General features: G+C 72.2%; 23 protein-coding genes and 1 pseudogene. 16 read left to right on the top strand and 8 right to left on the bottom strand.

Annotated elements, in window-relative coordinates; genetic code table 11:
- The first annotated feature begins 13 nt into the window (after window positions 1–13).
- The 4 genes from ITJ59_RS03295 to ITJ59_RS03280 all read left to right on the top strand — a co-directional run bounded on the left by ITJ59_RS03295 (window position 14) and on the right by ITJ59_RS03280 (window position 3,077).
- Entirely contained in the window at window positions 14–550 is a 537-nt protein-coding gene (locus tag ITJ59_RS03295; RefSeq protein ID WP_194649691.1) for a MarR family winged helix-turn-helix transcriptional regulator, read from the top strand.
- Between the two features lie 127 nt (window positions 551–677).
- On the top strand, window positions 678–1,292 hold the full coding sequence (locus tag ITJ59_RS03290) for a TetR/AcrR family transcriptional regulator (RefSeq protein WP_194649690.1): 615 nt from the start codon (window positions 678–680) through the stop codon (window positions 1,290–1,292).
- Window positions 1,293–1,413: 121 nt separating this feature from the next.
- A complete protein-coding gene (locus ITJ59_RS03285) occupies window positions 1,414–2,592 on the top strand; it encodes a hypothetical protein (RefSeq protein ID WP_194649689.1) in 1,179 nt (392 codons plus the stop codon).
- A gap of 11 nt (window positions 2,593–2,603) precedes the next feature.
- Complete coding sequence (locus ITJ59_RS03280; RefSeq protein ID WP_194649688.1) at window positions 2,604–3,077, top strand: hypothetical protein; 474 nt, start codon at window positions 2,604–2,606, stop codon at window positions 3,075–3,077.
- Between the two features lie 83 nt (window positions 3,078–3,160).
- On the opposite strand, the gene ITJ59_RS03275 is transcribed toward ITJ59_RS03280, so the two are convergent.
- A complete protein-coding gene (locus ITJ59_RS03275; RefSeq protein WP_194649687.1) occupies window positions 3,161–4,264 on the bottom strand; it encodes a Gfo/Idh/MocA family protein in 1,104 nt (367 codons plus the stop codon).
- Entirely contained in the window at window positions 4,261–5,061 is an 801-nt protein-coding gene (locus tag ITJ59_RS03270) for a sugar phosphate isomerase/epimerase family protein (protein ID WP_194649686.1), read from the bottom strand. Before ITJ59_RS03270 ends, ITJ59_RS03275 begins: the two co-directional genes overlap by 4 nt.
- A gap of 200 nt (window positions 5,062–5,261) precedes the next feature.
- Between ITJ59_RS03270 and ITJ59_RS03265 the strand changes: the two genes are divergently transcribed.
- The 4 genes from ITJ59_RS03265 to ITJ59_RS03250 all read left to right on the top strand — a co-directional run bounded on the left by ITJ59_RS03265 (window position 5,262) and on the right by ITJ59_RS03250 (window position 8,988).
- Window positions 5,262–6,494: an MFS transporter gene (locus tag ITJ59_RS03265; protein WP_194649685.1), complete on the top strand. Its 1,233-nt coding sequence runs from the start codon at window positions 5,262–5,264 to the stop codon at window positions 6,492–6,494.
- Window positions 6,495–6,504: 10 nt separating this feature from the next.
- Window positions 6,505–7,827: a carboxylesterase family protein gene (locus ITJ59_RS03260; protein ID WP_194649684.1), complete on the top strand. Its 1,323-nt coding sequence runs from the start codon at window positions 6,505–6,507 to the stop codon at window positions 7,825–7,827.
- 62 nt (window positions 7,828–7,889) lie between these two features.
- Window positions 7,890–8,480 carry a TetR/AcrR family transcriptional regulator gene (locus ITJ59_RS03255; protein ID WP_194649683.1) on the top strand — a complete coding sequence of 197 codons (591 nt, stop codon included), beginning with the start codon at window positions 7,890–7,892 and terminating at the stop codon, window positions 8,478–8,480.
- 67 nt (window positions 8,481–8,547) lie between these two features.
- The gene (locus ITJ59_RS03250) at window positions 8,548–8,988 is read left to right on the top strand and encodes an NUDIX hydrolase (RefSeq protein WP_194649682.1); all 441 of its coding nucleotides are present in this window, start codon (window positions 8,548–8,550) and stop codon (window positions 8,986–8,988) included.
- A 9-nt stretch (window positions 8,989–8,997) separates the two neighbouring features.
- Here ITJ59_RS03250 and ITJ59_RS03245 read toward each other — a convergent pair whose 3' ends face one another.
- A complete protein-coding gene (locus tag ITJ59_RS03245) occupies window positions 8,998–9,366 on the bottom strand; it encodes a VOC family protein (protein ID WP_194649681.1) in 369 nt (122 codons plus the stop codon).
- A 54-nt stretch (window positions 9,367–9,420) separates the two neighbouring features.
- On the opposite strand from ITJ59_RS03245, the gene ITJ59_RS03240 reads away from it, so the two are divergent.
- A complete protein-coding gene (locus ITJ59_RS03240) occupies window positions 9,421–10,062 on the top strand; it encodes a nucleoside/nucleotide kinase family protein (protein ID WP_194649680.1) in 642 nt (213 codons plus the stop codon).
- 43 nt (window positions 10,063–10,105) lie between these two features.
- Window positions 10,106–10,939: an SDR family oxidoreductase gene (locus ITJ59_RS03235; RefSeq protein WP_194649679.1), complete on the top strand. Its 834-nt coding sequence runs from the start codon at window positions 10,106–10,108 to the stop codon at window positions 10,937–10,939.
- A 1,383-nt stretch (window positions 10,940–12,322) separates the two neighbouring features.
- Here the strand turns inward: ITJ59_RS03235 and ITJ59_RS18965 are convergent.
- The 4 genes and pseudogenes from ITJ59_RS18965 to nucS all read right to left on the bottom strand — a co-directional run.
- Window positions 12,323–12,868, bottom strand: a pseudogene (locus ITJ59_RS18965) (ArnT family glycosyltransferase); the annotation flags it as partial.
- Between the two features lie 314 nt (window positions 12,869–13,182).
- The gene (locus tag ITJ59_RS03230) at window positions 13,183–14,490 is read right to left on the bottom strand and encodes a CynX/NimT family MFS transporter (protein WP_194649678.1); all 1,308 of its coding nucleotides are present in this window, start codon (window positions 14,488–14,490) and stop codon (window positions 13,183–13,185) included.
- Entirely contained in the window at window positions 14,487–15,143 is a 657-nt protein-coding gene (locus tag ITJ59_RS03225) for an HAD hydrolase-like protein (RefSeq protein WP_194649677.1), read from the bottom strand. The genes ITJ59_RS03230 and ITJ59_RS03225 overlap by 4 nt, the downstream gene beginning before the upstream one ends.
- Window positions 15,144–15,255: 112 nt before the next feature.
- Entirely contained in the window at window positions 15,256–15,951 is a 696-nt protein-coding gene (nucS, locus tag ITJ59_RS03220) for an endonuclease NucS (protein ID WP_194649676.1), read from the bottom strand.
- Between the two features lie 175 nt (window positions 15,952–16,126).
- Here nucS and ITJ59_RS03215 point away from each other — a divergent pair, with 175 nt between their 5' ends.
- The 6 genes from ITJ59_RS03215 to ITJ59_RS19540 all read left to right on the top strand — a co-directional run bounded on the left by ITJ59_RS03215 (window position 16,127) and on the right by ITJ59_RS19540 (window position 24,163).
- On the top strand, window positions 16,127–17,518 hold the full coding sequence (locus tag ITJ59_RS03215) for a purine-cytosine permease family protein (protein ID WP_194649675.1): 1,392 nt from the start codon (window positions 16,127–16,129) through the stop codon (window positions 17,516–17,518).
- 149 nt (window positions 17,519–17,667) lie between these two features.
- Window positions 17,668–19,224, top strand: coding sequence for a hydantoinase/oxoprolinase N-terminal domain-containing protein (locus ITJ59_RS03210; RefSeq protein ID WP_194649674.1), 1,557 nt, complete (start codon window positions 17,668–17,670; stop codon window positions 19,222–19,224).
- Entirely contained in the window at window positions 19,221–20,375 is a 1,155-nt protein-coding gene (locus ITJ59_RS03205; RefSeq protein ID WP_228510772.1) for a DUF917 domain-containing protein, read from the top strand. Before ITJ59_RS03210 ends, ITJ59_RS03205 begins: the two co-directional genes overlap by 4 nt.
- A complete protein-coding gene (locus tag ITJ59_RS03200; RefSeq protein ID WP_194649673.1) occupies window positions 20,372–21,496 on the top strand; it encodes a DUF917 domain-containing protein in 1,125 nt (374 codons plus the stop codon). The genes ITJ59_RS03205 and ITJ59_RS03200 overlap by 4 nt, the downstream gene beginning before the upstream one ends.
- Before the next feature lie 52 nt (window positions 21,497–21,548).
- Window positions 21,549–22,643, top strand: a complete 1,095-nt coding sequence (locus tag ITJ59_RS03195) for a DUF917 domain-containing protein (protein WP_194649672.1) — start codon at window positions 21,549–21,551, stop codon at window positions 22,641–22,643.
- Window positions 22,640–24,163, top strand: a complete 1,524-nt coding sequence (locus ITJ59_RS19540; RefSeq protein WP_194649671.1) for a helix-turn-helix domain-containing protein — start codon at window positions 22,640–22,642, stop codon at window positions 24,161–24,163. Before ITJ59_RS03195 ends, ITJ59_RS19540 begins: the two co-directional genes overlap by 4 nt.
- 12 nt (window positions 24,164–24,175) lie before the next feature.
- On the opposite strand, the gene ITJ59_RS03185 is transcribed toward ITJ59_RS19540, so the two are convergent.
- Window positions 24,176–25,489, bottom strand: a complete 1,314-nt coding sequence (locus ITJ59_RS03185) for an MFS transporter (protein ID WP_228510771.1) — start codon at window positions 25,487–25,489, stop codon at window positions 24,176–24,178.
- Window positions 25,490–25,552: the final 63 nt, after the last annotated feature.

The following is a 25,552-nucleotide window of genomic DNA, read 5'->3' as shown; positions in this document are numbered from 1 at the left end:
AGCGCATGACCACATGCCGTTGACCGTCGTCCGTCGAGAGCACAACCACCTCTACACCCGCGAGCCCCGCTCCCAGGCCGCGAAGACCGCTGTGGAGGCGCTGTTGCGCCTGCAGCACGCCGAAGAGCAGCAGATCGAGTCCGCGCGCATCGACAGCGGCCTGAGCAAGAACGAGTCGCTGGCGATCCGGTACATGCTCCAGGCCCACCGCGACGGGCGCACAATGGGGCCGAAGGACCTCGCCGTGATGCTCACGGTGTCGAACGCCTCGGTCACGAAGCTCGTCGACGCGCTCGTCGACAAGGAGCTCCTCGTCCGTGCGGCACACCCCACCGACCGTCGTGCACAGCTCCTGGAGCCGACCGACCTGGCTGCCGAGAAGATCGACGCCTCGTACGCCCGGTTCCACGAAGCCGTCGTCGAGGTGCTCGACGACCTGTCCGATGCGGACAACGCCGTCCTCGCGGAGTCGCTGACCCGGATCGTCGCGGCGCTCGCCGACGGCGAGCCCGCGCCGGTCGACGAGTACACGGTCGACGAGCAGCGCTGACGCGACCGGGCTGACGCGACCCGGCGCGGTGGTCGCGACCACCGGATGACGGGAGGCGCGGCTCGGCCCCGCCACGGGCCTCCCGTCCGGGGGTGGCGCTAAAACCTTCCAGCGGTAAGTTGGGTGCATGACGCACCCCGCCGACGACGCCGCGGCCCCGCCGCGACGGGGCGGGTACCGCAAGGGCACCGAGCGCCGGACGCAGATCCTCGACGAGATGATCCGCATGGTCGCGGAGCAGGGCGTCGACGCGTCGTCGTTGCGATCCGTGGCCGAGGCCCTCGGGATCACGCACGCAGCACTGCGCCACTACTTCCCGAGCCGTGACGAACTGCTGCTCGCCGTCTACCGCGAGCACGAGGTGCGCGAGCAGGGGGCGCCGGATCGGTTGCAGTCGGCGATCGGGGACATGCGCGACAGCGCCTCGCGCAACCGTGCGGTGCCCGGGCTCGTGCAGCTGTACACGACGCTCGCGGCCGATGCCGTGCAAGAGGGGCACCCGGCCACGCGCGACTTCATGCGCGAACGCTTCACGCGGCTCCGGGCCGACCTGGCCGCGCTGATCGAGGCGGACCAGGCGGCGGGGCGGATCCGTGCCGACCTGGACCCGGTTGACCTCGCCTCGCTGAGCATCGCGGCGTCCGACGGGCTGCAGGTGCAGTGGTTGCTCGACCCCGAGGCCGTCGACGGCGAGAAGGTGCTGCGGTTGCTCGAGCAGATCGTGCCCGCGCCGCCGACCTGAAGCCGGTGGGCGCCGCCCTCGTCCCAAAATATCTCCATATGTCAGTATGGATTGAAGTGCGGTATTGATCGCCAATATGCTCGCTGGGTGGACGCTGACGACCACCCAGAGGAGGAAGAGCATGCAGAAGTTCTGTGCAATCGTGGCGGGGGCGGGTCTCGTTGCGACGTTGGTCTCGGCGGGACCCGGCGTGGCCAACGCTGTTGAAGAAGGGCCCCCGGTGATCTCCGGAGCCGCGACTCGGGCCGACGGCGCCCCATTCTCGGCTGGCGCGTCGGTCGGAGTCTTCGCTGTCGAACGCGATGACCGGGCCACGAGCATCGGCTCGGAGGTCCGATCTGTTCCCGTCGCGGCCGGAACTGTGGGAAGCGGTGGTCGTTTCGACCTGCGCATCGACGACGTGGCCACTGTCGAAGAATTCGCTGACGCAAACGGCGTCGTCGACCTCGAGGTACGCGCGCTCGACGGCGCTGAATTCGCACCGTTCGCCCTGAGCAGGAAGCTCACCAGGAGCGGCGACGCGCTGTCCTTCGCGGACCCGAGCGTTGATGCTGAGCGGAACGTCAAGACTCGAGACGCAGGTTCTGAGTCGATCGCGATGCGGGCGACCGGTACCGCTGTCTCGTCGGCTGAGGTCGGTATGCAGCCGACGTCCGCTCGCACATCGAGTGCAACCCCGTTCACGCAGGTCTGTGGAGAGACGAAGACGAAGAACCTCGGTGTGCGACGGGTGCTCGTCGGGGCCACCTACGCACTCGCGTCCTACACGAACGGGAGATTCGTCTACAAGAACGGCGCATCCTCGAACCTGGGGGTGGTGTACTCGGCGAACGCCAAGAAGGGGAGCTGGTCGAAGGCCGGTACAGTCAGCCGGTCGTCGGACGCCGGAGTCGACTACGGAAACCGGTACGGGGGAACCGCGTACTACACCTACTTCACGTACGGGCAGTACGCGCAGTGGTGCCGCCCAGTCGGCTCGACCAAGAACTCGGTCTACAACCACGTCGTGCGCGCGACGGGTTATGCGGGCGGCTCGCAGGTTGCGTCCGCACCCGTGCCCACGGCCACGAAGTGCACGAACTTCAGCAACAACACGACGATCACCAGGAGTTCGACATCGTCAAACACCTGGGAGCAGGCGGTCAACTTCATCGGCCCACTCGGTGTGACGCTGACAGCAAAGACGGGATGGAGCTCCAACGCGGCCATGTCCTACACGAACAAGTCGGGGAGCACGAAGCGGGTGTGTGGAACGAAGGGCTACTGGGGCGGTACCCCGGAGCGCGCCGTGACGAAGTGAAACGAAGGGCTGTGGTCGGCGGCTGTCTTGCGCTGACGCTCTCGGCTTCAGGGTGCGCCACTGCGACCGACGGTCCGCTGCGGTTCGAGGACCACGGCCTCGACTACTGCGCCAGTACCGATGATGGTGGTGAAGGCTTCGGTGTCGGCATCCCGCTCGACCACGAGGCCGGGACCCCGATCACCATCGGCCGGATCTCATCGAGTGAGTCAGACGGTGTCCGTATCGTTGGCGCGGTGGTCGTGAAGGTACGGGAGAACCGGATCGGAACGACCTCCTGGCCCGTGCCGGAGTCGTACGGTGGTGCGGTCGTTGCCGATGGCACAGCCATCCCCTCGGATGAGCAGTACGACCTGGTCGTCCATGCAGAGTCCAGTGGCCCGTCGGGGGGTACGGCGGGGGCGGTGACGATCGAGTACACCCAGGGTGGACGGCAGTACATCGCCGACACCTACACGACTGTCCGGATGAAGCGGCGCTGCTGAAGTCACTTCGTGAGCAGAAATGGTCGGGTCCCGTACGGGTACCCGACCATTTCTGCTCACCAAGTGGTGCGCGTCGTGCGCGCCTACGCCGTCAGGACCGCGGCCGCGGGGTCGAAGTCCTCGGGCAGCGGCGGGACGGCGTCGACGGTCGAGGTGATGTCGACGGCCGAACCCGACTCGGCGGCGTCACGGATGCCGAGCAGCACGTCGAGGACGTGCAGCGCGACCGCACCCGAGGCACGCTCGGGGCGGTCCTCGGCGATTGCGCGGGCGAGCTCGACGACACCGGTGCCGCGACCCCAGGTGGAGCCCACGGCCTCGAGCGTCTCGGGCTCGTCCTGACCGTAGCGCCACAGCTGCGACGAACCCTCGAACGTGTTCGGGTCGGGCAGCGAGATGGTGCCGAGCGTGCCGTTGATCTCGACGAAGCCCATGCGGGGCAGCGCGTGCTGGAACGAGAACGTCGACTGGGCGGACTGCCCGCCGGCGAACTCGATCAGTGCTGCGTGGTGCGTGGGGACCTCGACCGGGAACGTCTCGCCGGCGCGGGGGCCTGACGCGATCGTGCGTCGGTCGAGCGACTTCGAGGACACGGCCTGCACGCGCGAAGCGGTGCCGAACGCGTGCACGAGGGTCGTCACGTAGTACGGACCCATGTCGAACAGCGGGCCGGCCCCGGTGGCGAACAGGAAGTCCGGGTTCGGGTGCCATGCCTCCGGGCCGGGGACGTGGAACAGCGTCGTCGCGGAGAGCGGCTCGCCGATGTCTCCGCGGGCGATGGCACGCAGGGCCGTCTGGATGCCCGCGCCGAGCACGGTGTCCGGAGCGGTCGCGACGCGCAGGCCCTTGGCCTTGGCGGACTCGAGGACCGCGGCGGCCGACGCGTGGTCGGTCGCGATCGGCTTCTCGCTCCACACGTGCTTGCCGGCGTCGATGATCTGCTGGTCGACCTCGGCGTGCGCCGCCGGGATCGTCAGGTTGATCACGATGCTGACGTCGTCACGGGCGAGGAGCTCCTCGACCGTGCCGGATGCCGCGACGCCGTACTCCGCGGCCTGGGCGGCTGCGCGGTCGAGCAGCACGTCGGCGACGAAGCGGACCTCGACGTCGGCGAACTTGGTCAGGTTCTCCAGGTACTGCGTGGAGATGTTGCCGGCACCGATGATGCCGAGACCGACACGGCTCACTTGTCGTTGTCCTTCAGCCAGGCGAGGGACTCGGTGATGCCCTCGAAGACGTCGCCCGAGTAGGCGTCGAACTCGACGACGCGGATCGCCTGCGGTGCCGCGGCGAGGATGCCCGCCACGTTCACGTCGCCCTGGCCCGCGGGGGTCTGGTTCTCGAACGCACGCTGCAGCGCCTCGGGCACGACGAGCGCGCTCTCCGACGAGGGCAGTGCGGTGAGGATGTCGCCGTCGACCTTGCCGTCCTTGACGTGGATGGCGACGACGCGGTCGCCGAGTGCCTTCAGGACGGCGGGGGCGTCGGCGCCGCCGACGGTGGCCCAGAAGGTGTCGAGCTCGAGGACGGTCTCCGGGCTGATCTGCGAGACGAAGTGGTCGTAGACCGTGCGGCCGTCGACCTTGTTCGTGAACTCCCACTGGTGGTTGTGGTACCCGAACTGCAGGCCGCGCGAGGCTGCCTCGGCGGTCAGGACGTTGACGCGCTCGGCGATCTTCGCGACGTCGTCGGCGGTCTGCCAGCGGTCGGTCGGGATGAACGGGTCGATGACCGTCCGGATGCCGAGGCGCTCGGCGGCGTCCCAGATCGGGGCGGTGTCCTCGGCGTCGATCACGGCGACGTGGCCGGACGGTGCCTTGAGGCCGGTCGCGGCGAAGGCGCGCTCGAGGTCCGTGGCGCGCTCGACGAACGCGTAGGGCTCGACGTTCTCGTACCCGATCTCGGCGACGCGGGCGATGGCCTTGTCGAGGTCTTCGGCGATGGCGTCACGCAGCGAGTACAGCTGCACAGAAGTGGTGGGCATTGCTCAAGGCTCCTTCGGTCCTGTCTGGGTGTCGCGACACCGAGGCGTCGCAGCACCGGGTGTCGCAGTCCGTCGAGGAGCGATGCTCCACGGCGAGATCGATGACGACGCTACCCCAAAAACCACCCGGTGTGTAGTTTTTGCGTCCCTCCGTGTCGTCCTCGCTTGTGGTGATCCCGTGAACCCGCTTCGATGGCCGGATGCACACCTCCGGGGTCGACGTCGACCGCAGCCAGCTCGCCGGGTGGCGGAACGCGATCATCGTCGCCTTCGCCATCGGTGGAATCAGCCTCGCCGGCTGGGGTCCACGCCTGCCGGAGCTCCGCGTCGAACTCGGTGTCGACATCGGCACCATCGGGCTGATGCTCGGCGGGGTCACGATCGGCTCGATCGGCGGCCTGCTGAGCGCCGCCCCGCTGCTCCGTCGCCTGGGCGGACGGCGTGCCCTGACGGCCGTCGCCGTCCTGGTCCCCGCCGCGCTGGCGGTCATCGGCATCGCCGCCGCGCTGCACTCCGTGCCGCTCGCGAGCGTCGGGTTCGTCGTCGCCGGCGCCGGGATCGGCTCGCTCGACGTGATGGCGAACGTCGAGGGCACGGCGATCGAGGCGCTCGCCGGGCGCACGCTGCTCCCGTTGATGCACGCTGCCTGGTCGGGAGGCGCGGCCCTCGGTGCCGGGATCGCCGCACTCTGCGCGTGGCTGGGCATCACCCCCTCGGCCCAGCTGATCGGTGAGGCCGTCGTCATCCTCGTGGTCGGCGTCGTCGCCATGCGGGCGATCCCGGACGGCACGCGCGCCGAGGAGCACGACACGACGCTCACCCCGCGGCAGCGACTGCGGCAGTGGGCGCGTGGTTGGGCCGACGTCCGACTGCTGCTCATCGGCGTCGTGATGCTCGGCGTCGAGCTCGGTGAGGGGTCGGCGAACAACTGGCTGGCCCTCGCGACCACGGACGGTCACGGCCAGACGGCCACGATCGGCGCGCTCTTCTTCACCGTGTTCGCGGTGTCCGAGGCGGCGACCCGTGTCTTCGCCGGCCCCGTCGTCGACCGGCTCGGTCGGGTGCGCACGGTCCGTTGGACGACCGCGCTCGGCATCCTCGGCGCCGTGCTGTTCATCGTCGGCACGACCTGGTGGCTCACGCTCATCGGCGTCGTCCTGTGGGCCGTCGGCGTCTCGATGGGGTTCCCGCTCGGCATGTCGGCTGCGGCGCAGAGCGGCCCGAACCCGGCGGCGCGGGTCAGCGTCGTGGCGTCCATCGGGTACTTCGCGAACTTCGCCGGGCCGCCGGTGATCGGAGCGATCGCCGAACGGGTCGGGGCGCTCAGTGCCCTCTGGCTCATCGCCGTGCTGTTCGTGGCCGCGTTCGCCGCATCGGGTTCGTTGCGTCCGGTCGCGGACCCGGCCCGTGATCGGGTCAGCGACCCTCGGTAGCGTGGCACCCATGCTCGACGCGACCCCAGCCCCCTTCGACACCCCGGCCGGCCGCATCGTCGGGACGGTCGACGGCGACGTCGTCCGCGTGCTCGGGATCCCCTACGCGCGGGCCGAGCGGTTCGCGGAACCGGAGCCGATGCCGCCCGTCGTGGGGGAGCTGCACGCGTCGACCCCGTCGCCCGTGGCACCGCAGCCGCACGCGCAGTTCGTCGACCAGCTCCTCAACCCGGTCCCCGACCTGACGATCGACGAACACTGCCAGCGCCTGTCGATCACCCTGCCGGCCGACGTCGCACCGGACGAGCGCCTGCCCGTGATGGTCTGGATCCACGGCGGCTCGTACGTCATCGGCGGCGGGGACCTGCCCATCTACGACGCCCACGACCTGGTGACCGAGCAGCGCGTCATCGTGGTGTCGGTGACGTTCCGGCTCGGGGTCCTCGGGTTCCTCGGCGACGGCGAGACGATCCCGGCGAACCTCGGACTGCTCGACCTGCTCGAGTCGCTCCGCTGGGTGCAGGCGAACATCGCGGCCTTCGGGGGCGACCCCGACCTGGTGACCGTGTTCGGCCAGTCCGCTGGCGGGGACGCGGCCGCCCACCTCATGATCAGCGAGGGTGCGGCCGGGTTGTTCCGCCGGGCGATCATCCAGAGCGCACCGCTCGGGTTGTCACGCGGGCGGTCCCGGATGAACCGCGCGATGATCCGTGCCGTCGGTACGGTGCACGCCGACACCCCGCTCGACGACCTGCTCGAACGGCAGGCGCTCGGCACCCGCGCCGCTGCACCGTACGGACTGGCCGGCGGCATGCCGTTCGGCACCCAGTACGGCTTCGCCCCGCTGCCGGCCGAGCGCGACCTCGACGCGGCCTGGAGCCGGGTCGCCCGCGACGTCGACGTCCTGATCGGCTCCGCCACGGACGAGACGGGCATGTACGTGCCGTTGGTCCGCGGCCTGTCGCGGGTTGCCCGGTCGCGGGTGCTCCGCCCGGCGCTCCGTTGGTGGGTGGTCCGTCCGCTCTCCGACGTCATCTACGGTCGCGACGTCCGACGCTTCACCGCGCGGCACCGTCGTGCCGGTGGGCGGGTGACGTCGTACCGACTCGTGCGCGGGGTCACGACGGCCCCGACCGGTGCGGTCCACATGAGCGACCTGCCCCTGCTGCTGGGCGGCCGGGAGGCCTGGGCCGGCACCCGCTTCGTCCCCGAGCACGACTGGCCGGAGGTCGAGCGGCGCGGCCGGGCCTTCCGCGCGATCTGGGCAGAGTTCGCCCGCACCGGCGCCGTCACCGCCCCGGACGACGAGACACTGACGTTCGACCGGCGCTGACCGCCGCACGACCCCTGAACTGGCGGTCGCGAGCCGTACGTCGGGACCGGACAATCGTCTGCATGTCCACGTCCGACGCCGATCTCCGCGCCCGCATCGTGTCCGGCGCGATCCGTGCGTACCGGGCGAGGGACTTCCACAGCGTCGGGCCGGACGAGGTCGCGGAGCACGCCGAGGTCGCGGTCGCCGAGGTCCACCGCGTGTACCCGTCGTGGGAGCTGCTCGTCGTCGCCGTCATCGACCGCTGGAACAACGGCAGCCGCCGCGCGCTCTGGGTCGTCGCCGAACGCGAGGGTGCCGCCGCGTTCCTGCGCGCACGGTTGCAGGCGGGCATCGACGACCCGGCGCTCATCCGGTTGCGTGTCGCGCTCCTCAGCGCGGCGTCCGACCCCGACCACCCCGCAGCGGGCTGGTTCCGTGCGCAGTACACCCGGGCGTTCGAGGACCTCACCCTCGCCCTGGTGCGCGACGTCGTGGCCGGGCGCGAACCCCGTGGTGCCTCGCCGCGGCACGCCGCCGAACAGCTCATGGCGCTGTACGAAGGGCTCCAGCTGCAGGCGATGGTCCGCGACGACGCCGAGCCGCTGAGCGGCTTCGACCGCGCCGTCGCGCGGATGCGGGTCGGCTGGGCCGCCGTCGAGACCCTGGTCTGAGCCCGGACGGCCAGCAGGCGCGGCGCGGCTTGCGTGCGTCGGCTCGCGCACCTGGCAGGGTCGGCCCATGGAGTACACCGACTACGACACCCGGCTCGCCGCGTACGGCGTGATCACGGACGGTGACCGGGTGCTCCTGGCGAAGCTGCGGTTCCCCGAGGCGGGCACGTGGACGCTGCCCGGCGGCGGCGTCGAGTTCGACGAGACCGTCGAGCAGGCCGTCGTGCGTGAGGTCCGCGAGGAGACCGGGTACGAGTCCGAGGTCGGCGAGCTGCTCGGCGTGCGGCACCACGTCGTCCCCGCCGAACGTCGGATCCACGCCAACGGACGCCCGATGAAGGCCGTGCAGGTCGTGTTCCGCGCGAAGGTCGTCGGCGGTGCCCTGCGCGACGAGGTCGACGGGTCGACGGACGAGTCGCGCTGGCTGCCCATCGCCGAGCTCCCGCACCACCGGCACGGACTGCTGGTGCCCGTCGCCCTGGCCTGGGCGGGCGCACTGACCCGCTGACGCCGGCGGCTACTCGGCGAGGACGCTCAGCACGTTGCCCGACGGGTCCGTGAACCACGCGATGAGCGGGCCGCCCCTGCGGTTCACGCCCTTCTCGTCGGTCATGCCCTCGTACTGCAGGAACGTGATGCCCTTCGCGGTGAGCTCGTCGACCGCGGCGTCGACGTCCGGCACCGGGAAGTTCAGCACCGTGAAGTCCGCCGGCTCGTGGGCCGGGCCCTTCGGGTAGACCAGCACGCCGTGGCCGTCGCCGAGCTGCAGGAAGAGCATGCCGTGGTCCTCGGTGACCTCGACCCCCAGGACGTCCTGGTAGAACGCCTTCGCCTCCGGCACGTCGCGCACCGAGAACCCGCTGAACGCCTTCGTCGCATCGACCATGCCGCCAGTGAACCACCCCGGTCCGGTGTCGGTGCACTCTGCCAGGATGGGGCCGTGAACCACCCGGACAGCAGCGTCGACCAGGCCGTCGAGCGTGCGGTCGAGCTGGCTTCGGTGGGCCGTCGGGTGGTGCTCGGCATCGCCGGGGCTCCCGGCGCGGGCAAGTCGACCCTGGCCCGCCGCGTGGTCACCGCCGTCGACGAACGGCTCGGGTCCGGCACGGCGGTGCAGGTGCCGATGGACGGCTTCCACCTGTCGAACGCGGCACTCGACGCCCTCGGCCGCCACGACCGCAAGGGTGCCGTCGACACGTTCGACGCCGACGGCTACGTGGCCCTGGTCCGGCGGCTCGTCGCGGCGGACGAGGACGTCGTCTGGGCGCCGGACTTCGACCGCCGCACCGACGAACCGGTCGCCGGCAGCATCGCCGTCCCCCGGGCGACGACACTCGTCGTCTCCGAGGGCAACTACCTGCTCGACGACTCCGGACCGTGGGCAGCGCTCGGCGGCCTGTTCACCGAGACCTGGTTCTGCGCCGTCGACGACGGGGTGCGCGTCGACCGCCTGGTCGGTCGCCACATGCGACACGGACGCGACCACGACGCTGCGCGCGCATGGGCGGTGGAGGTCGACGGCGTGAACGCGGCGAGGGTCGCGCCCACGGTGATCCGTGCCTCCCGGACGGTGCGGACGTGACCAGCCGACCGACGTGACCAGCAGACCGACCGAAGGAGCGACCATGACCATCGCCATCACCGGAGCGACCGGCAACATCGGGGGCGCGGTCGCCCGCGCGCTCGCCGCGGACGGCCTGCCGTTCCGCATGATCGTGCGCGACGCCGCCCGTGCACCGGAGCTGCCCGGCGCCGAGTTCGCGGTCGCGACGTTCGCCGATGCCGACGCGGGTCGCGCGGCGCTCGAGGGGGTCGACGTGCTGCTGATGGTGTCGGCAGCCGAGGCCGAAGACCGCCTGGACCAGCACCGGACCTTCGTCGCGGCAGCGGCGGCAGCCGGGGTGCGGCACGTCGTCTACACGTCGTTCCTCGGCGCGGCGGCGGACGCGACCTTCACGCTCGGGCGCGACCACTGGGCGACCGAGCAGGCGATCCGCGAGAGCGGGATGGCGTTCACGTTCCTGCGCGACAGCTTCTACCTGGACTTCGTCGAGGACCTGGTCGGCGAGGACGGCGTGATCCGCGGTCCGGCCGGTGACGGCGCCATGGCCGCGGTCGCCCGTGCCGACGTCGCCCGCGTCGCGACCGCGGTGCTGCACGACCCGGATGGCCACCGCGACCAGACGTACGAACTGACCGGCCCGCAGGCGATCACCCTCGCACAGGCCGCGGCGACCGTGGCCGAGGTCCGCGGCCGCACGGTCACGTACCACCCGGAGACCCTGGACGAGGCCTACGCGTCACGTGCGCAGTGGAGCCCGGAGCCGTGGCAGGCCGACGCGTGGGTGAGCACCTACACGGCCATCGCCGAGGGGGCGCTCGCGCACGTGTCCGGTGACGTCGAGCGCATCACCGGCCGCGCGCCGATGTCCCTGCGCGAGGTGCTCGCCGCGGGCTGACACGCGGTGGCGGTGGTGGGCACCGGGTCCGACGGACGGACCGGGCAGCCCGCAGTGCCACACGGTCCACGTGATGCCGCCCGCCCGGCGCGGCTGCATCGGCAGGCGTGCGTGGCGGGTGCCGTGGGTGACGGCGCGGCAGCCGCCGGCCAGGGCGGCGCGCAGGACCGGGTCGGTTCGGGGCGCGTTGGCCTCGACGACGAGGACGCGCAGGCCGTCGGCGATCCTCCGGCGGATCTGGTGCGTCGTGAAGACCGGCACGGTGCCCGAGAAGCCGCCGTCCGTCAGCACCGGGAGCCCGGTCGCGTCGATCACGGGTGCGGAGATGTGCCACGTGTCCGTCAGGAACAGCGGTTCGTCGTGCCGGTACCCCTCCAGGCGGCGTGCGGTCGCGACGAGCCGGCGGAGCGCACGCGGGTACGGCGTCGACCCGCCCCACGGGTCCGGTCGCGACACGTGGAAGACGTCCGGGCTGCCGACCGGGATCGGCCAGCGCGCCGGCCACGGTCCGACCGAGGCGTCGACGCCGCTGCCGTCGCGCGTCGCGTCGAGTGCCTGCAGTGAGAAGGCCGCCGGTCCGGCGATCAGCGCGAGCCCGGCTGCGAATGCGATGACCGTCCGGGAGGCCCGGTGCCGGCCCGGTCCGCGCGTCGCCTCCCAGCGGGGTCGCCACCCGAACGCCACCACGGTCGCGACGACGGCGACCGTCGCGACCGTGACCGCGGGGCCGGTGAGCACGCTCGGCATCGCGGTGCCCCGCGCGAGGAAGACGACCCAGCCGAGTTGTGCCACGGCGAGGACGACGGGGAGCGCCCGGAGCCGCCACGACTGCGCCCGGACGAGGCCGACCGCTCCGCGCCACCCGAGTGCGGCGAGCAGGGCGAGCTGCACGCCGATCGCGGCGACGTAGGCGGTGTGCGGCACCGCGGCCACCGAGAGCACGGCCGCCGCGGTGCCGAGCCAGACGACCAGCACGACCAGGGTGGCGGATCCGGCGCGGGTGTCGAAGGCGTGCCCGAAGGGGGTGCCGGCGGTGGCTCGCGACGGGCTGGTCGACGAGCGGTCGACCGTCCGTGCTCGCCGTCGGACGAGCACCACGGCCGCGACCACCACGCCGAACACCGCCGCGGGCAGGAGCCAGGACACCTGCGACGCCAGGTGCGGTCCGAGCAGCTTGCCGAACCCGGCCGCACCGCCGCGCCAGGTGTGCGGGCCGAACGGGACGGCGAACGACCGGACGGACCCGGGCACCGCACCGGGCAGGAACCGGTCGATGCCGTTGTACCCGAACACCATCGCGAGCGGACTGTCGTCGGTGGAGCCGTCCGCCCACGGTCGCGAGCCCGTCGGGGTGAGCGCCAGCGCCGTCACCCACGACAGGGACGCCACGACTGCGACGATCCCGAGCACCCCGGCGCGCGCCACCCGGGTGCCGAGGCGGAAGGAACGGCCGTCGTACCGGGCCGAGGCCAGCAGCGTGCCGAGCAGCAGTGCCGGCAGGACGAACCAGGCCTGCACCATCTTCGCCTGGAACCCGACACCGACCGCCAGACCCGCGGTGACGAGCGGCCACCAGCGCCCGGTCAGCGCGGCGTGTTGCCAGCACAGCAGGGCGACGGCGAGTGCGGCGGTGACCATGCCGTCCTCCATCGGGTGCGCGAACACCGACACGAAGATCGGCGTCGAGGCAGCCGCTGCCGCCGCGACGAGTCCGGTGCCGACCCCGGCCCACCGGAGCCCGACGAGCGAGCAGGCCCACAGCGCGACGAGCCCCTCGACGACCTGGGGGAACGCGAGCGCGGCGGTCGAGTGCCCGAACAGCCGGAGGCTCAGCGCCTGCGGCACGGCGAAGCCGCTCAGCTTGTCGAGCGTCACCGTCGCCGAGGGGTCGAATGACCCGGACAGCAGCGCCGGCCACGACTCGGACATCGAGCGCGCCGACGCCTGGTAGAAGCCGAAGTCGCCGCCCCGGCCCAGGTTCCAGCCGAGCAGCACGGTCATCCCGGCGGCGATGGCGAGCAGGGTGAGCTGTGCCGCGACGGGTTGGTCCCGCCACCGTGCGGGTCGTTGGGTGTCCACTCTCTGGACAGTGGCCGTCCGGCATGACGGTGGGCCGGGACCCCGCCGCCGGAACGCCGCGAAGCCGGGCGCTGCGCTGTGACGACTCGCGGCCGTGGGCCTCGTCGCTCAGCGGTTCCCGGGTCGAGCCGGAGCGGGGTCTCAGCCGGCGTCCGGGTTCGGGGTCAGGACACCCGTCGCGCGGCGAACGTGCCGACGATGCCGAGCGTCAGCACCGACACGAGCACGACGAGCAGCGGTGCCGTCCAGTCCCCGGTCGCACCGTGCAGCGCCCCGGCGACGAGCGGCCCCGCAGATCCGAGCAGGTACCCGCCGCCCTGCACGAACGCGGACATCCGGCGGGCATCGGCGTCGCTCGACACGATCCGCACGATCACGATGAAGATCACGGTGATGCCGCCGCCCTGGGCTGCGCCGCCGAGCACCGACCACAGCAACCAGAGCTGCGGGGCGAACAGCAGCCCGAGCGGCATCGCCAGCCACAGGGTGCCGACCAGGGCGATGATCGCCGCCGGACGCCACCGGGTCGCGAGCAGCGGGACCCCGAGCGCTCCGACGACGGCCAGGATCTGGAACACCGACGAGCTCGCACCCGACGACGCCTTCGAGAAGCCGATCTCGTCGTGCAGCAGGGTCGGGATCCAGGCGGTCAGGGCGTAGTACGAGAACGCCTGACCGCCGAACGCCAGCGTCAGGCCCCAGGTGATGAGCCGCTTCGCGGGGCGGACGGGTTCTGCGGCGGTGGCAGCAGCGGCGGCCGCGGCGGCCCGGTCGGCTCGCATCGTCCGGATCGCCCCGGTGTCGAGCACCTGGTCGATCGGGCCGGTGATCGGCAGGGGCTCGTCGTCGTCGGACCGCACCGGGCGGCGCCACGCGGCCCGCGCACCGACCGCGTACGTCCACGCGAACCCGGCGATGACCGCGAAGACGGCCCAGACCGCGATGGCGACCGGCCAGCCCCAGAGCGCCGCCAGGGGAGCGGTGCCGAGCGACGTGATCATCGACCCGACGTTGAGCGCCGACGTGTACACACCGGTGACCAGGCCGACGCGTTCCGGCGAGGTGTCCCGCCGGATCACGACCGGGATCACCACGTTGCCGATCGTGATGCCGATGCCGATCACGGCGGTGCCGATGAGCAGTGCGGCGGACGACGGCATCGAGCGCACCACGGTGCCGGCGAGCACGATGACGAGCGACAGGGACACCGCACGCTCGGGGTCGGCCTTCGCGATGACCCAGCTGGCGAACGGGGTCGCCAGGGCGAAGCAGAGCACCGGGATCGTCGTCAGCAGTCCGGCGATCGTGGACGTCAGGCCGAGGTCGAGCCGGACGTCACCGATGACCGGGGCCGTCGCGACGATCGGCCCGCGGAAGTTCAGGGCGATGAGGACGATGGCGGCGGGCAGCACCCACGCCGCGGCACGCAGCCCCTGCCGCGTCGCGCCGGCCCGGCCGGTTCCGCCCGTCACGGCAGCAGGATCGGGAGCAGGTCGAGCGGGGTGGCGGCCGTGGCGATGGTGCCCTCGGCCTCGGCGGGGGAGCCGTACCCCCACTCGGCGAAGACCACCGGGACGCCGTGCACCGTGGCGCCCTCGACGTCGTGCACCCGGTCGCCGATGAGCACCGGGCGGCTGGTGTCGAACCCGCGGGCGTCGAGGCGTCGCAGTGCTTCCTCGACGACGTCGGCCTTGCTCGACCGGACCTCGTCGTCGCTCGCACCCGTGATGATGTCGATGTCGCCGGTCAGCCCGTAGTGCTCGAGGATGTACGTCGCCGGCGTCTCGGGCTTGCTCGTCGCGGTGGAGATCGGCAGTCCGGCCTGGTGCAGGGTGCGGAGCACGACGTCGATGCCGGGGAACATCGTCGAGTCGAGGGCGCCGTGCGAGAAGTAGTGCTCGCGGTACACGGCGAGGGTGTGCTCCGCCTGCGCCTCGTCCATGCCCATCGCGACCCGGAACGTGTCCATGATCGGCGGACCCACGAACGACATCAGGGTGTCGTGGTCGGGCACCGGGACGCCCACGGTGCGGAAGGTGTGCGTCAGGCTCTCGAGGATGCCCGGCGCGGAGTCGCTGATGGTGCCGTCGAGGTCGAACAGGATGGCGGAGAACGGGCTGGTCATGTCCTGTCCACCCTAGCCGGGCCGTGGAACCGGCCCATCCGCGATCCGTCGGCGGCGGGGCGGACGTGCACCGCGCCTCCCGGTCGGGCGACCAGCAGCGACGCAAGCGCGCTCAGAACAGGCGGGTGTGGCCGCCCTCGATGCCGCGCATCGCGTCGTAGTCGAGCACGAGGACGCGGATGCCGCGGTCCTCGGCGAGGGTGCGCGCCTGCGGTGCCACCGTCTGCGCCGCCAGCACGCCCTGCACCGGGCGCAGGTGCGGGTCGCGGTTCATGAGCTCGAGGTACCGGGTGAGCTGCTCGACCGCGTCGATGTTGGCGTTGCGCTTCATCTCGACCGCGACGCTCGCTCCCGCGTCGTCACGAGCAAGGATGTCGACCGGCCCGATAGCCGTCATGTACTCGCGACGGACCAGGGTGTGGCCGTCACCGAGCAGTTCGATCTGCTCGGCCAGGAGCTGCTGCAGGTGCGCCTCGACCCCGTCCTTCACCAGGCCAGGGTCGACGCCCAGGTCGTGGGTCTCGTCGGACACCACCTCGTACAGGGAGACGATGAGCTTGTCCTGCGTCTTCTTCTGCGTCACCGTCCACACCTGCGTGATGCCGGCGACCGACTGCTCGTCGTCCGGCTCGGTGATCTCGATCGAGCAGGGCGGGCTCATCCAGTTCAGCGGCTTGTAGCTGCCACCGTCGGAGTGCACGAGCAGGGAACCGTCCGCCTTGAGCATGAGCAGGCGGGTCGCGAGCGGCAGGTGGGCTGAGAGCCGGCCCGCGTAGTCGACGGAGCACCGGGCGATGACGAGACGCACCCCGGAAGCCTAACGGGCGTGGTGTCGTCGGCCGGACCGGGCGCGCTGGCTGTGCACCGCGCACGGATTCACATGCTCGTAACAACGTTCTGCACATGTACCGCGGTTCGATGCCGTCCTACCGTGGCTGACACCCCGATCGGCCCACGCCGACACCCCTCCCCGAGGAGCCACGATGGCCAGCGAGACCGCAGTGTCAGCACCACGAACCCCCCGTTCCGAGTCGGTCGTCGTCGACGACTACTCGCTCAGCCGAGTCCCGATGTCCGCGCGCTACGGCTGGTTCCAGGTCGCCGTGCAGCGCTTCGGACAGATCTCGGCGCTGTCCCAGTTCCTGCTCGGTGCGACGCTCGGTTTCGGCATGAGCTTCTGGGACGCCTTCTGGGCGATCACCCTCGGTGCCGTCATCCTCGAGATCGTCTCGGTGCTCGTCGGTGTCATCGGTGTCCGTGAGGGCTTGAACACCTCGGTGATCGCCCGCTGGACCGGGTTCGGCAAGGCCGGCTCGGCACTGGTCGGGCTCGCGATCGGGTTGAGCCTGATCGGGTGGTTCGGCATCCAGTCGGGCGTCTCGGCGGCCGGCCTCGTGTCGATCCTGCCGATCCTGCCCGCCTGGGCGTGGTCGCTGGTGTTCGGGCTGCTCGTCACCGCGATCGTGCTGCGCGGGTTCCACTCGATGCAGTGGCTGGCGAACGTGACCGTGCCGCTGTTCCTGGTGCTCGTCGGCTGGGCGGTCATCGTCGAGCTGAGTCGGCACTCCATCGCCGAGCTCGCGGCCCGGGCTCCCGCCGGTCCCGAGCTGAGCTTCGTCGCGGGAACGACCCTCGTCGCCGGCGGGTTCATCGTCGGGGCCGTGATCACTCCGGACATGACGCGCTTCAACCGGTCGGTCGGCGACGTCGTGAAGCAGACGCTGCTCGGTGTGACGCTCGGCGAGTACGTCATCGGCCTGGCCGGCGTCCTGCTCGCGCACGCCGTGGGCTCAGCGGACATCACCCGCGTGATCACGTCGAGCGTCGGGTGGGTCGGCATCCTGGTGATCCTGCTCGGTACGTTCAAGATCAACGACTGGAACATCTACAGCTCGAGCCTCGGCGTGACGAACTTCATCGACGCGGTGTTCGGCAAGCAGGTGAACCGCGGGCTCGTGACGCTCGTGATGGGCGTCATCGGGTCGGTGCTCGCGGCGGTCGGGTTCCTCGGGGCCTTCACCCCGTTCCTGTCCGTGCTCGGGGTCGTCTTCCCGCCCATCGCCGGGATCATGGTTGCCGAGTACTTCGTCGTGAAGCGGTGGCGCCGCGAGTTGAGCGATGCCGAGAACATCCCGGCGACGTCGCCCACGTGGGTGCCGGCCACCCTGGTGATCTGGGCGATCGCCTCGCTCATCGGGTACTTCGTGGTCCTCGGCATCCCCTCGATCAACTCGGTGGTCATCGCCTTCGTGCTCTACGTGGTCGCCGGCAAGGCCGGGCTGATCCGCGGAGTCGGGGTCAGTCGGACCGAAGCCGTGCCGACCGCCGCGGCGGCCGCGCCCACCGGAACTGCCGCGCCCACCCCCGGCGCCTGACCCGGGCGTTCCCCGAACGGCCGGTCGCGGCGTCGCGTCCCTGATCCGCGTGACGGCGCGGCCGGTCCCCACCACCGCATCCCCACCAGACCCACCCCCACACGGCTCCACCCCGCACCCGCTCCACCCGCACCACCGAAGGGAACCCCATGCGCATCGGCATCGACGTCGGCGGCACCAACACGGACGCTGTCCTGATGGACGGCAGCACCGTCCGTGCGGCGGTCAAGCGGTCCACCACTCCCGACGTGACCTCGGGCATCGTCGCCGCGCTCGACGGCCTGCGCGAGCAGCACGCCTTCGGCCCCACGGACATCGACGGCGTGATGATCGGCACCACCCACTTCATCAACGCCCTGGTCGAGGCACGCGGCCTCGCCCCGACCGCCGCGGTCCGCCTGGGCCTGCCGGCGACCGCGTCCCTGCCGCCGTTCACGGACTGGCCCGCCCACCTGGTGTCCGCCGTGCACGCGCAGCCGTTCCTGGCCCACGGCGGCCACGAGTTCGACGGCCGGGTCATCTCGGAGCTCGACCCCGAGGAACTCAAGCGGCATGCCGGAGCCATCGCCGCCGCGGGCATCCGTTCGGTCGCGATCTCGTCGGTGTTCTCCCCGATCAACGACGAGTTCGAGCAGCGCGCGCAGGAGATCATGGCCGCCGAGCTCGGGCCGGACGTGGCGTTCTCGCTGTCGTCCGAGATCGGTCGCATCGGTCTGCTCGAGCGCGAGAACGCGACGATCATCAACGCGGCGCTCCGCGAGCTCGCCGACCGGATCGTCGACGGCCTGTCCGGGTCGGTCACGGGCAGCGGCATCGACGCACCCCTCTTCCTGAGCCAGAACGACGGCACCCTGATGGACGTCGAGTACGCCCGCCGCTACCCGGTCGCGACGTTCGCCTCCGGCCCGACCAACTCGATGCGGGGTGCGGCGGTGCTGTCCGGCTTCGACACCTGCGCGGTCGTCGACGTCGGCGGGACCACGAGCGACGTCGGCGTCCTGACCGCGGGCTTCCCGCGCGAGGCCACGGGCGAGGTCGCCGTCGCCGGCATCCGCACGAACTTCCGGATGCCCGACGTGCTGTCCGTCGGCATCGGCGGTGGTTCCCGCATCCGCGAGGACGGCAGCGTCGTCGGTCCGGACTCCGTCGGCTACCGCCTGACCGAGGAGGGCCTGGTCTTCGGCGGCACGACCCTGACCGCGACCGACGTGGCCGTCCGCGGTGGCCGTGGCGCGATCGGGGACCCGTCGCTCGTCGCCGGGGTGCCCGCCGATGTCGCCGCCCGTGCGCTCGACGTCATCGCGGAGCGCGTCGCCGACATCGTCGAGCGGATGCGCACCTCGTCCGACCCGCTGCCGGTCGTGGCGGTCGGCGGCGGTTCGGTGCTGCTGCCCGACACCCTGCCCGGACTCGGCACCGTGCACCGCCCGGAGCACTACTCGGTCGCCAACGCCATCGGTGCCGCGATCGCGCAGGTCAGCGGCGAGGTCGACAAGGTCTACGCGATCAGCGACGGCCGCCGGTCCGCGGTGGTCGACGAGGCCCGGCAAGAGGCGGTCGACCGTGCCATCGCTGCCGGCGCCGACCCCGGCTCGGTGGACATCGTGGACTTCGACGAGGTCCCTATCCCGTACCTGCCGGGCAATGCGACGCGGATCCGCGCGAAGGCCGTCGGCGACCTGGCACTCGGGGCGCTGGTCCGATGAGCGCGACGCAAGCTGCGCCCACAGCACCCCCGCTCACCTCCATCGGCGCCGACTGCTCCGCCCTCGCCCGCGGCGCCGCGATCCTCGGCACCGGCGGCGGCGGCGACCCCTACATCGGTCGCCTGCTCGCCGAGGCCGCCGTCCGCGCCCACGGTCCGGTCGAGATCGTCCAGGTCGAGGACCTGCCCGACGACGCCGTGGTGCTGTCGGTCGCGATGATCGGCGCCCCCACGGTGATGGTCGAGAAGCTCCCGTCCGCCGGCCAGTTCGCCGAGGCCATCCGCAGCCTGTCGGCGTTCCTCGGCGTCACCCCGACCCACCTGGCCTGCATCGAGGTCGGCGGCGTGAACTCGACGACCCCGATCGTCGCCGCGGCCGAGCTCGGCCTGCCCCTGGTCGACGGCGACGGCATGGGCCGTGCCTTCCCCGAGGTGCAGATGGTGCTGCCGACCCTGTCCGGCATCAGTGCGACACCGATGGCCCTGGCGGACGAGAAGGGCAACACCGTCGTCTTCGACACGGTCGACAACCGGTGGGCGGAACGGCTCGCCCGCACGGCGACGGTCGAGATGGGCTGCTCCGCGATCACCGCCCAGTACGCCATGTCCGGCGCGCAGGTGAAGGAGTCGTTCGTCCGCGGCAGCCTGTCGCTGAGCATCCGGCTCGGCGAGACCCTGGTGCGCGCACGCAGCGAGAACGCGGACCCCGTCACGGCGGTCACCGAGGTGCTCGGCGGCACGGTCGTCTTCGAGGGCAAGGTCGCCGACATCGAGCGCAAGACCGTGACCGGGTTCGCGCGCGGTACGGCCCGCATCGCCGGTTCCGGCAGCGACACCGGCCTGGAGGCGGTGCTCCGGTTCCAGAACGAGCACCTGCTGGTCGAGGTGGCCGGCCAGGTCCGCACCACGGCTCCCGACCTCATCATCACCCTGGACGCCGAGACCGGCGAGCCGATCACCACCGAGGCCCTGCGCTTCGGCGCCCGCATCCGGATCGTCACCGCACCGGCCGACGAACGCTGGCACTCCCCGGACGGCCTGCGCCTGGCCGGCCCGCGGTACTTCGGCTACGACACCCCCGCGGTCCGCCACGACGGCACCACGAGCCCCGGCGAGAGCACGGGCGAGACGAGCAAGGAGGGCGCCCGATGAGCTGGATCCTCGACGTCGACGACCTGCCCGACCTGGCCCGCGGCGCCGCGCTGCTCGGCACCGGCGGCGGGGGCGACCCCACCATCGGGATGCTCCTGGTGCGCGCCGCGATCGAACAGCACGGCCCCGTCACGATCCTCGACCCGTCCGAGGTGCCCGACGACGCCCTCGTGATCCCCACCGCGCAGATGGGCGCACCGACCGTGGTGCTCGAACGCATCCCAGCCGGGCCGGAACCCCTCGGCGCCCTCCGCCGGCTCGAAGCCCACCTCGGCCGGACGGCGACCGCCACGATGCCGATCGAGTGCGGCGGCATCAACTCGATGATCCCGCTGCTCGTCGGCGCCACCGGCGGCCTGCCCGTGGTCGACGCGGACGGTATGGGCCGCGCGTTCCCGGAGCTGCAGATGGAGACGTTCTCGGTCTACGGCGTGCCGGGCAGTCCGCTGGCGATCAGCGACGAGAACGGTCACGGCGTCATCATCGAGACCGGCTCGGACAACAAGAAGATGGAGTGGCTCGCCCGCGGGGTCACCATCCGGCTCGGCGGCGTCGCGTACATCGCCGAGTACGCCATGTCCGGCCGTCAGGTGCGCGAGACCGCCGTCCCGCGCACGCTCTCCCTGGCGCTCGCCGTCGGTCGGGCCATCCGGGTCGCCCGCGAAGCCCACCGTGACCCGATCGACGCGCTCGCCGAGGCCCTCGGCACGACGATCTACACGCACCTGCGCGAGCTGTTCGACGGCAAGGTCGTCGACGTCGAGCGCCGCACCGTCGACGGGTTCGCCCGCGGTCGCGCCACCGTGCAGGGGACCGACGGCTCCGAGCTCGAACTCCGGTTCCAGAACGAGAACCTCGTCGCCCGGCGGGACGGCCGCCTCGTCGCCGTCGTGCCCGACCTGATCTGCGTCCTCGACGCCGAGACCGCCGAGCCGATCACCACCGAACGGCTGCGGTTCGGGCAGCGCGTCCGGGTGATCGGCATCTCGACGCCCGACCTGATGCGGACCCCGGAAGCGCTCGCCGTGTTCGGCCCGTCGTGCTTCGGGCTCGACGAACCGTTCGTCCCGGTCGAGGACCTGCACGAGCACGTCCGACCGGCCGCCCCGGCGGCCGGCTGACCGACGGCCGCGCGCCGACCCGGGCAACCGACCGCGGCAGCAGAATGGACCCATGGACCAGGGTGAGCGGCGGGGCGGCGGTGTGGCGGGCCTCCAGGCCGACGACGCGACCGTCTTCGGACGCGGCACCGCCCTGCTCGGCTGCGGCGGTGGCGGCCGCGTCGACCACATGGTCAGCGCCCTCCGACTCGCACTCGGCAACCGGAGCGTTCCGGTCGTCGACCTCGACGACCCGGCGCTCGAATCAGTGGTGGCCGTCGGGCTGATCGGGTCGACCACGGTGCTCGAGGAGAAGATGCCGAGCGGCGAGGAGCTGCCGGCCGCGCTCGCGGCGGTCGAACGCTGGACGGGTGTCCGTGCCGACGCCGTCGTCGCCGCGCAGATCGGCGGCGTGACCGGACCGGCCGCAGCCCTCACCGCGCACGCTGCCGGACTGCCGCTCGTCGACGCGGACCTGGTCGGCCGAGCGGTCCCGCGCATCGACCAGCTGTCGGTCTTCGTCGGCCCGACCACGACGGTCTCGGCCGCCGCGGCCACGACGAGCGGTCTGCGGATCGTCGTCGACGCCCGGCACCCGCACGACGTCGAGACCGTCTGGCGCGAGGCGGTCTCGCACAGCGGCGGCTGGGCGGCCTTCGCGATCGGCCCCGTCCCGGTGGCGCTGCTGCGCGAGCGCGCCGTGGTCGGCAGCGTGCAGCGCGCGATCCGGATCGGACGCGCCGCGGGCGGCGCACGCGACGCTGCGGAACTCGCCGCGCTCATCGGCGGCCGTGTCGTCGCCCAGGGCCGGGTCATCGACGTGCAGCGCGAGGGGGACGCGCTCGCGTTCGTGCGCAGCAGCCTGGCCATCCGCGACGCCGGCTCCGGCGCGGTCGCCCGGGTCGAGGCGGGCAGCGAGTACGTGCACTGCCTGGTCGACGGCCTGCCGGTCGCCAGCACCCCGAGCGTCATCACGGTCGTCGACGCGCGCTCGCTCGCGCCGGTGGCGACCGACCGCACGCGGGTCGGCAACGAACTCGCCGTGCTCGTGCTGCCGTCGGCGCCGTGGTGGTGGGCGGACCCCGACCGCACCGCGCGCATGGGGCCGCGGGCGTTCGGCATCGACGCCGACGTCGTGCCCGAGGCCGTGGGCGGGGCCGTCGCGTGAACGCCGTCGGCGACCTGCTGCCGCTGCTGCCGTCCGGTACCCGCCTGCTCGTCGGCCCCGGCGGCACCGTGGTCCGGAGCGTCCGCGGTGTGGTGGGGACCCCCGACCAGGTCGGCCGGTCCCTGTCGCAGGGCGACGACGTCGTCGTGCTGCTCACCCCCGTCGACCGCGCGGACGCGCGCTTCGACGTGCTGCTGCGCCGGGCCTCCGCGGCCGGCACCACCATGCTCGTCGTCGACGGATCGCTGGAGCTCGGCCCCGGCACCACGACGCTCGCCGACCGGCTCGGCGTCGCCGTGCTCGCCACCCCGGACCCGTGGGCGACCTCGGTCCGTCTGCACGAACTCATCGGCACCGGGATGGGTCCGGCGGCCCGGGCCGCTCTCGACGCCGCCCGCGTCGCGCTCGACGCCGGCCCCGAACTCGACGACCTGTTCACCCGGCTCGACCGGTCGCTCGGCCACCCGGTGCGGTTCCTCGACGCCTCCGGCCTGGCACTCCGCGGAGCCGCCGTCGACGACGCGGCCCGCGCCGTGCTCGTCCGGCGCGGCGGCACGAGCGACGTGCTGATCGCCGAGGGCGTCGACGAGACGCTCGTGGCGATCCCGGTCGGCACCGGCATCGGACCGCGCGCCTGGGTGGCCGTCGGTCTGTCCGTCCCGATCGCCGCCGAACAGCAGGTGGTGGCGAGTGCCCTGCGGGTCGCGGCCGTCGCCGTCGGCCACCGGCTGCTGCTCACCCGGCTCGACGACGAGCGCGACGCCCGCTACCGGATGGCGATGCTCGACGAACTCCGCGCGGCCGACGGGGCGCCCGCCCCGCAGCTCGTGCAGCGCACCATCGCCGCCGGGTGGCGGCTGGACGCCTGGCACGTCGGAGCGCGCGTCGTCGCGCGGCAGGGCGTCGACCTGGTCGCGCACCGCCAGCAGGTGGACGCCGCGGTGCGCGCCGAGGGACTCGACGCGGTCGTCGTCGAACAGGCGGACGGCTGGGTGCTGTGGCTGTCGGAACCCGACGAGCCCGGCCGGGAGGCAGTGGCCGACATCGCGGGTCGGCTGCGGCGCGCGCAGAACACGCTCCGCACCACCGTGGAGACCAACGTGGGTGTCGGCAGTCTGCAGGCGGGCCCTGCCGGGCTGGTCCGGACGCTCGGCGAGGCCGGCGACGCCGCCCGCCTGGCCGCCAGCCGTCCGGAGTCGGGGCACTTCGTGCACGTCGACCGGCTCGGGCTCGCGCAACTGCTGCTCGCGTGGACGCAGACGGACACGTTCCTGCCGGCGTCGCGGCAGTTGCTCGCACCGCTCGAGCGCGGTGGCGGCGCGCTCCTGACGACGCTCGCCGCCTACCTGGACGCGGAGTCGTCGATCGCCGAGACCGCCGCGGTGCTCGGCGTGCACCGGAACACGGTGTCCGACCGCATCGCGCGGGTGGAACGGCTGCTCGGGGTCGACCTGTCCGACCCGGAGACCCGGCTCGCGCTGCACCTGGCGACGCGGGCGCGGGCCGGGGACGGCGGCTGAGGGCTCGCTGCGTCAGCTGCGGTTGCTGTGCTCGCTCGTCTTGTCGGTCTCACTGGTCGTGTCGGTCTTGGCCGTCTTCGTGGTCCCGCTCGTCTTGTCGGTTCCGCGGGTGGGTCGGGCTGCGGCGCCGGTCTCACGTGCTGCACCCGAGGCCAGCCCGGCCGCGATGATGAACACGAAGACGACCAGGAGCGCACCGAGCAGTCCGACGTGCTCCCCGAGGAACCCGATCAGGGGAGGCCCGGCCAGGAACGCCACGTAGCCGATCGTCGCCACGGCGCTGACCTTGGCGGCCGCGGTGCGGGGATCGTCGGCGGCTGCGGACATGCCCATCGGGAAGCCGAGGCTGGCACCGAGGCCCCAGAGCACGACACCCACGATCGCGAGCGGCACGTTCTCGATGAAGATGAGCATGCCGAGGCCGACCACCGCGACGGCGGCGCTGATGCGCAGGATCGGCACACGGCCGAACTTGTCGATCAGCGGGCTGCCGGCGACGCGGCCGACGGTCATCGCGGCGAGGAACACCGTGAGGACGCCGGCGCCCGCGGCGTTGTCGAGCCCGTGGCCGTCGATCATCGCGAGGGGCAGCCAGTCGTTCGCGGAGCCCTCGGCCAGGGCCATGCCGAGCACGATCACGCCGATGAGGATCGTCGACGGCTGCGCCCAGACCTGCATGCGGGTGAGCGGCGTCGCGACGGGGCTGGTGTCGGTGGAGACCGGCTGCTCGACGAGGTGCTCGTCCTGGAACTTCGTGACGGCGACGAGCATCGCGGCGCTCGTGACGACGACCAGGACGATGAAGTGCACAGAGACCGGGATCTCGAGCCGCTCGGCCAGCGCACCGAGCCCGGCGCCGGCGAGCGTGCCGAGGCTGAACGCGGCGTGGAACAGCGGCATGATCGTGCGCCCGCCGGCCTTCTCGGCGGCGGCACCGGAGACGTTCATCGACACATCGCACAGGCCGTTGCCGAACCCGAAGGCGATGAGCGCGATCCAGATGGCGGCGAAGCCCCACCCGAGCGTGACCGCCACCCCGGCGAAGATCATGCCGAGCGCCAGGCACGCCGCAGCCACCTGCACGCCCCGCCGTGCTCCGAGCTTCGCGACGATGTGCCCGGCGAAGGTCAGCCCGCCGATCGAGCCGACCGCCATGCCGAGCACGAGCAGGCCCATCTCGAAGGTGCTCGCCCCCAGGGAGTCGCGGACGCTCGGGATCCGGCCCAGCCACGTCGCGATGTCGAGCCCGGACAGGGTGAACACCACGAACACCGCGATGATCCAGGCCCTGGTGGTCGGGACGGTGCGGGTGGACGGCGTCGTCATGGTGCTTCCCATCGTGCTGCGGCTCGCGTGGTGGTGCGCGTTCTGGTGTTGGCATTGCGGTTG

Source organism: Curtobacterium sp. VKM Ac-1393 (genome assembly GCF_015350995.1).
Classification (GTDB): Bacteria; Actinomycetota; Actinomycetes; order Actinomycetales; family Microbacteriaceae; genus Curtobacterium.
The sequence above is the reverse complement of the archived record's forward strand: the minus strand, read 5'-3'. Positions and strand labels throughout refer to the sequence as shown.